The 7,333-nt window shown below is 36.6% G+C and carries 6 protein-coding genes; 3 read left to right on the top strand and 3 right to left on the bottom strand.

What is annotated here, in order from left to right:
* Positions 1-252: 252 nt before the first annotated feature.
* Entirely contained in the window at positions 253-993 is a 741-nt protein-coding gene (lptB, locus tag ACN0QX_RS14755) for an LPS export ABC transporter ATP-binding protein (RefSeq protein ID WP_248395079.1), read from the top strand.
* A 267-nt stretch (positions 994-1,260) separates the two neighbouring features.
* On the opposite strand, the gene ACN0QX_RS14750 is transcribed toward lptB, so the two are convergent.
* Positions 1,261-2,139 carry a DUF808 family protein gene (locus ACN0QX_RS14750; protein WP_417198057.1) on the bottom strand — a complete coding sequence of 293 codons (879 nt, stop codon included), beginning with the start codon at positions 2,137-2,139 and terminating at the stop codon, positions 1,261-1,263.
* 32 nt (positions 2,140-2,171) lie between these two features.
* Positions 2,172-2,927, bottom strand: coding sequence for a CDP-alcohol phosphatidyltransferase family protein (locus tag ACN0QX_RS14745; protein WP_417198059.1), 756 nt, complete (start codon positions 2,925-2,927; stop codon positions 2,172-2,174).
* 601 nt (positions 2,928-3,528) lie between these two features.
* On the opposite strand from ACN0QX_RS14745, the gene ACN0QX_RS14740 reads away from it, so the two are divergent.
* Positions 3,529-4,602, top strand: coding sequence for a PorV/PorQ family protein (locus tag ACN0QX_RS14740; RefSeq protein WP_248395081.1), 1,074 nt, complete (start codon positions 3,529-3,531; stop codon positions 4,600-4,602).
* Positions 4,603-4,609: 7 nt separating this feature from the next.
* Positions 4,610-5,779: a DUF4105 domain-containing protein gene (locus ACN0QX_RS14735; protein WP_417198055.1), complete on the top strand. Its 1,170-nt coding sequence runs from the start codon at positions 4,610-4,612 to the stop codon at positions 5,777-5,779.
* Positions 5,780-5,878: 99 nt separating this feature from the next.
* Here the strand turns inward: ACN0QX_RS14735 and ACN0QX_RS14730 are convergent, their stop codons facing one another.
* The gene (locus tag ACN0QX_RS14730; protein WP_417198053.1) at positions 5,879-7,270 is read right to left on the bottom strand and encodes a sugar transferase; all 1,392 of its coding nucleotides are present in this window, start codon (positions 7,268-7,270) and stop codon (positions 5,879-5,881) included.
* Positions 7,271-7,333: the final 63 nt, after the last annotated feature.

Genomic DNA, 7,333 nt, shown 5'->3' with positions numbered 1-7,333 from the left:
AATGATAAATTTAGATATAGATTCGTAAGCCTAGACTTTTTTGTTTCTTTTTTGGGCAATGCAAAAAAGAAAATTTAAATTCGAAGTCGATATGTATGTCCGTGGCAATTAAAACTAAATCAAAACGTCCTGTTACTTTTAACAAGCAACAGGTAAATTTTAAACCGAAAAGGCGTTAAACTTTATTTAAATTCAATTAGAAACATAAAATTGTCGCCATGATTTTACTATTTTAGCCCAGAGTATAAGCCTATGAAACTAAGAGCAGAACATTTAATGAAATCCTACAGCGGCCGGAAAGTCGTTAAAGATGTATCTTTAGAAGTTAACCAAGGAGAAATTGTTGGTCTTTTAGGACCTAATGGTGCTGGTAAAACGACCTCGTTTTATATGATTGTAGGTCTTATTAAACCTAATGGCGGCAACATTTTTTTAGAAAACACCAATATTACCAAATTCCCTATGTATAAAAGGGCGCAAAATGGTATTGGTTATTTGGCGCAAGAAGCCTCCGTTTTCAGAAAATTAAGTATTGAAGATAATATTTTAAGCGTTTTACAACTCACCAAATTAAGCAAAAAAGAACAAGTACATAAAATGGAATCGCTTATTGATGAATTTAGCTTGGGACATATTCGAAAAAGTCGAGGCGATTTATTATCAGGTGGTGAGCGTCGTCGTACAGAAATTGCACGTGCCCTAGCAACCGATCCTAATTTTATACTTCTAGATGAGCCCTTTGCAGGAGTAGATCCCGTAGCCGTTGAAGATATTCAGCGTATTGTGGCACAATTAACTAAAAAGAATATTGGTATCTTAATTACCGATCACAACGTACAGGAAACATTAGCCATTACAGACAGAACCTATCTCATGTTTGAAGGTAGTATTCTAAAAGCCGGCGAACCTGAAGAATTAGCTAGTGATGAAATGGTACGTAAAGTGTATTTAGGACAGAATTTCGAACTGCGTAAAAAGAAAATCAGAGAGTAAATCAGTGTTCAGTGTTCAGTGTTCAGTGTTCAGTGTTCAGTGTTCAGTGTTCAGTGTTCAGTGTTCAGTGTTCAAAAAATAAAAATTCTAAAAAATAAACACCAAATTTATAAAAAGGAATAATAGTGTTCTTTTTATTTGAAACGTTCACCCATTCCACCTCATACCTCAACACGCAAAAAATTCGCCACTTTGCTATTCCGCGAGAAAACTATTCAACGCAACAACCCTGTCTGCCGTTAGGCAGAAAACAACGCCACATCCTGTCTATCCTCTCACCATCCCAATAACCCAAAGCACCAATTTAAAAACAACAACGGCCAAAAGCCCAATAACCAAACCTATTAGAAACTCTCTAATAAGCCCGGGCCAAGATGCTAATACGTGATGAAAGAAATCTAAATTATGGGCAAAAATACCGCCCGAAACAAGTAGCAAAGCAATCGTTCCAATGACTGATAAACTTTTAATAACATAAGGCAAAGCACCAACCAACAGCGTTCCAAATCGGTACCCAAACCCCGTTCCATCACTATTTTCTTTAAGTTTTAGTCCAAAATCGTCCATTCTAACAATTAAAGCTACAATGCCATAAACACCAACTGTAGCAATAATAGCGACTATAGTCACAACAATAATTTGAAGTAATAACGTCTGTCCCATCACGGCACCTAAAGCAATAATCACAATTTCAACCGATAGAATAAAATCCGTTATAATAGCAGATTTCACCTTTGTTTTCTCTAATTCAAGAACCTCTTCTTCGGTTAGTACCACGGCAACATCAGGCGTAGAACCTTCAGCATGTTTATGAGGTACTACATATTCATAAATTTTTTCGGCACCTTCAAAAGCCAAATAAATCCCTCCTAAAACTAAAATAACCGTTACAGCGGCTGGAAAAAAAGCGCTCAATAAAAAGGCTATCGGTAGAATAATCAATTTATTAATAAAGGAACCTTTGGTAATGGCCCATAAAACTGGGATTTCTCTTGAGGATACAAACCCAGACGCTTTTTCGGCATTTACAGCCAAATCATCTCCTAAAATTCCGGCTGTTTTCTTGGTGGTTACTTTGCTTAAAACCGCCACATCATCCATGAGTGCACCAATATCATCAAGTAAGGCAAAAAATCCTGAAGCCATAAAAAGTTAAGTATTAATTAAGTTAAAACGTATTACGCTTGAATGCTCTTAGCGGTTAGTAAAGACAATAACACATATAGTAAAATCACCAAAGGTATTGCCGCAAATTGTAAGACTATTAACATGACAATGGTTGCTAGTAAAAACAAATAGCGGGTCATGTTGGATTTAAAATCGTAAGTTTTAAATTTCAATGCAAATAATTTCACCGGCGCATTCAACATATAGGTACTAATAAGCGTTATGATAATTAAAAACCAAGGATTCAAAATCAAAGCATTCATCCCGTCATGATTTTGGAACTCAATGATGAGCGGTAAGGATAAAATTAAAAGAGCATTGGCAGGCGTTGGCAAACCTTTAAAATAACTTTGCTGATCTTCATCTATATTAAATTTTGCCAAGCGGTAAGCCGATCCTAGCGTTATAAAAAAACCAATATAGGCTAACGGTGCATAATGCAAGCCATCAAAAAAGGAGGACTGACGCCATAAGGATTCTGAACCTACTAAAGCGGGATTCCCCAAGGACATATGCAAGAGCTTAAACATTACCACGCCCGGCACCAAGCCGCTTGTAACCATATCCGCAAGCGAGTCCAATTGAACACCCAAAGGACCTTGAACATGAAATTTACGCGCGAAAAAACCATCGAAAAAATCAAAGAATATCCCCAAAAAAACAAAAATGGCAGCAGTTACAAACTGATTATTTACAGCTAAAACAACAGCTATACAACCACTCAACAAATTTAATAGCGTAATAAAATTAGGAATGTGTTTTTTCATCATTATCGGTATAATCCTGTAAAAATAGTAAACTATTGCCGGCAAACAATACCGTTGGAAACGTTTTTATAGGCAAAATACAATTCAACAACCTGTCAAGCTTGATAAAGGTTGTAGTAAAAAATAGCAGCATGTTCCTACATATCAATTGAAACTTCTAACTTCAAAACCCTAACCTTGGAACCTGGCCTGCCTACCGAAGTAAGGAACTTGCGACTCTACAACTCTGAAACTCTGCAACCCTGCAACCTTGCAACTCTACAACCTTGTAACTCTGCAACCTTGCAACTCTACAACTCCGCAACTCGGCAACTCCGCAACTCGGCAACTCTGCTACTCCACAACTCCGCAACTCTGTAACTCTGCAACTCTGCAACTCTGAAACTCTGTAACTCTACAACTCTGCAACTCTGAAACTCTGAAACTCTGTAACTCTGTAACTCTGCAACGCCACAACTTACCAAAACAGCTACAATCTTTAAATAGAACCTCTATATTAGAATCAATTAAAAAATATAAATATCAAAAAGACAATAACTCAACGATTTTGAAGTTTAATATGTTGAAAAATTGTAGCATCTTTGCAAAAAAAGAATTGTATTTGAAAGCATTACGAACCACAGCACTGGTTTTTTTAGTCTCTGTAACAGTATATGGTCAAGCCGTCCGAAAATATTCTAACGAATTTATGAATATTGGTGTGGATGCGGCGGCATTGGGTATGAGTAATGCGGTAACAGCCCATTCTGCCGATGTTAACTCGGGGTATTGGAATCCAGCGGGACTTGTAAATATTGAGGATAAGCAACTAGCCCTCATGCACTCTAGCTATTTCGCTAATATTGCCAATTATGATTATTTAGCCTTTGCCATGCCTATTGATGATCGGTCTGCTATTGGTATTTCGGTTATCCGTTTTGCGGTAGATGATATTTTAAACACCACCCAATTAATTGATGACGAAGGCAATATTAATTACGACAGAATCAGTTTGTTCTCAACAGCAGATTATGGTGTCACCTTTTCCTACGCTAGAAAATTACCTTTAGACGGTTTAAATTATGGAATAAATGCCAAGGTAATCCGCAGAATTATTGGCGACTTCGCATCGTCCTGGGGTTTTGGTTTAGATGCAGCCATTCAGTTTGAAACCGATAGCAATTGGAAATTTGGTATCATGGCCCGCGATATTACGACCACCTTTAATGCTTGGGCTATTGATGAAGAAGAATTTGCCACCATCCAAAATGCCGTGGAAGGTCAAAATCAAGAATTACCAGAAACAACCGAAATTACCATTCCAAAACTACAATTAGGAGCCTCCAAAAAATTTATTATCCGCTATGATTATACCTTATTAGCGGAAGTAGATTTAAATGTACGCTTCGAACAAAATAACGATATTATTTCAACATCTGTTGCTAGTATTTCACCAGCTGTTGGTTTTGAATTCGGCTATCTGGATATGGTGTTTTTACGCACAGGCGTTGGTAACTTTCAAAATGAATTACAAATAGACAACACCGAAAGCGTATCCTTTCAACCGAGTATAGGCTTAGGCTTTAAGTACAAAGGTATTCAAGTAGATTATGCCTTTACGGATATTGGCGACCAAAGTGTGGCCCTCTACTCCAATGTCTTCTCATTAAAACTCGATTTTAGCATCTTTAGATAACCGGTTTATGAACATCCGTATTTTAGGTCTTTTTATCCTGCTCTGTTTTCAACAGTTATATAGCCAGCAATTATCATCACAAGCAGAAGTAAGTGTTATAACCATTGGCCCTGGAACCTCTTTAAACGATGCGTTCGGACATAATATATTCCGAATTCGCGATCGTGCTAACAATTTAGACGTAGGCTATGACTATGGCCGCTTTCCATTTAACGAACCAGGTTTTTATTTAAATTTCGCCCAAGGAAAACTCAACTATTCCATCGGAAAAAGCAAGTACAAGGATCTTGAAGGCTTTTATATTTGGCAAAACAGAACCATTACCGAGCAAGTTTTAAATTTGACGTTAGAAGAAAAACAAGCCCTACTTAATTTCTTGGTTAATAATTATAAACCAGAAAATCGCGACTATTTATACGATTTCTTTTTTGATAATTGTGCAACAAAAATGAAAGACGTTCTGCAGGACGTTCTTAACAACAATATCATCTTTCACGAACCTAAAAACTTTAAACCGCAAACTTTTAGACACCTCATTCGCGGTAAAGTACCAGCAAATTCATGGGGAAGTGTGGGTATTGATCTGGCATTAGGCTCTGTAATAGACCAACAAGCTACCCCCGAAGAGCACATGTTTTTACCGGCCTATATCCAAACATTTTTTAGTGAAGCAACTATTGGAGAGAGAAAACTGGTAAAACGTGAAAAAACCGTATACCAGGAAAAACCAAATCCGTCAAGCACCGATTTTTTATGGAGTCCCTTGGTTATTTTTAGCATCATAAGCTTAATAATGTTGGGTATAACCTATTCGGATTATAAAAAACAAACTAGAAATAAAATTTTAGATGTTACCCTACTCCTTGTAACAACGCTATTGGGAATTCTTATATTACTGTTGTGGTTTGCAACAGACCACCAAACTGCGGCTTATAATTACAATCTATTATGGGCATTTCCTTTAAACGGATTACTCCTTTGGCAGATTGCAAAAAAACAACCGAAAACATGGATTATCCCGTTTATGAAGTTTCTGGTAATTATGGGCGTTTTAATGGCTTTTCATTGGACAATTGGTGTTCAGGAATTCGCACCCGCGCTTATCCCGTTTTTTATCGCATTACTGCTTCGTTATATATACCTCATTAGCTATTTTAAAAAGCAATTAGAGTCTTAAAAGCTTTGAAAATCTGAAACTTTTCACTTGTCACTTGTCACTTGTCACTTGTCACTTTTCACTTTTCACTCATAACTCATAACTCATAACTAAAAAAACCTACTGCCCCCTAAAATAAAGCATGGTTCCAACCGTTTTAACCATCACATTGAAATCTAGAAAAAAACTGCGGTGTTTAATATAGTACAAATCATATTGAAGCTTCAACAAGCTATCTTCAACCGTATTCCCATACCGAACATTCACTTGCGCCCAACCCGTTAAACCTGGTTTTACAATATGCCGTGTTTCATAAAAAGGAATAACTTGAGATAGCTCCTTAACAAAATAAGGCCGTTCAGGTCTAGGACCAATTAAACTCATATCCCCCTTTAAAATATTGATAAACTGGGGGATTTCATCTACACGCGACCGCCTTAAAAAGGTGCCAAAAGGGGTAATACGGCAATCATCTTTAACCGCCCAAACAGCGCCGCCCGCTTCGGCATTGGTAACCATGGTTCGGAATTTAATAATCTGAAATAATTTGCCATTTTTACCAACCCGTTCTTGAAAATAAAATAAAGGCCCCCGGTTCCCAATCAAATTGATTACCAATACAAAAGGCACAATAAAAACACCTAGTAAAACACCTATAAAGGCCAGAAATAAATCAAACGCCCGATGAAAAAACAAATACAACTTATTGTGGTTACTCCTACTAAACGGAAAATACTTATAAAAGTCTTTCCCTACAAACTGTACAGGTACCCTATAGGTCATATCCTCATAAACTTGGGTATATTCCTTAATGGGGAAACCCCGTTCTAATAGCGTAATTAAATCGTAATAAATGTCCGAAGTAATGGTTTCAGCATTATAGCTAGCTACGACAATTTCTGAAATAGACTGTTCTTGAATCACCTGATGCAAAGCCTCTGGTGGATACTCAATAATATCTTTAAATTTTATGGTGCTCGAAGTAATCTGCTCACAATTAATATAGCCCACAATCTTATAATTCGGGTCCGCGTCTTTAAAAGCGTCAACAATGGTTTCAATATTGGAAGTTTCACCAACAATAAGAACTTTTTTATAAAAACGTGGTGAGGTTATAAAAGTAATATATATTAAACGCCAAAGACTTAAAGCAACAATGATGGCGAGATAAAAATAAACAATCTGTAACCGGTTAGAAGGTAATAAGGGCGTAAAAAAGGGTGTTAATAAATAGAATAGAACGGTAACCGAGGCCGTTAAAATAATATTGGCAAATACAATATGAGGTTTACTGGCCTTCTGCAAATCATACAGTTCAAATATAGTTCCAAAAATGGTAATATAAATGATTAATACCCCAACCCACGTCCAATTTTCGGGTGTTATAGTAAAATAATCAAAATGAAACCAATCACTCACAAAGTATAAGGAAAGCAGGATACTTATAATATCAACAAGACGCAATAGCAACTTACGTTCCGAAATATTAAAGTGAATAGCCTGTTTTCCCATGAGTGTATTAATAGCTTTGTAAAGATAATAAGTTCACCAAACCCTGCAAGTTTATTTACAATT

Origin of the sequence: Bizionia sp. (assembly GCF_048259285.1) — a bacterium.
Classification (GTDB): Bacteria; Bacteroidota; Bacteroidia; order Flavobacteriales; family Flavobacteriaceae; genus Algorimicrobium; species Algorimicrobium hallyeonense.
The sequence above is the reverse complement of the archived record's forward strand: the minus strand, read 5'-3'. Positions and strand labels throughout refer to the sequence as shown.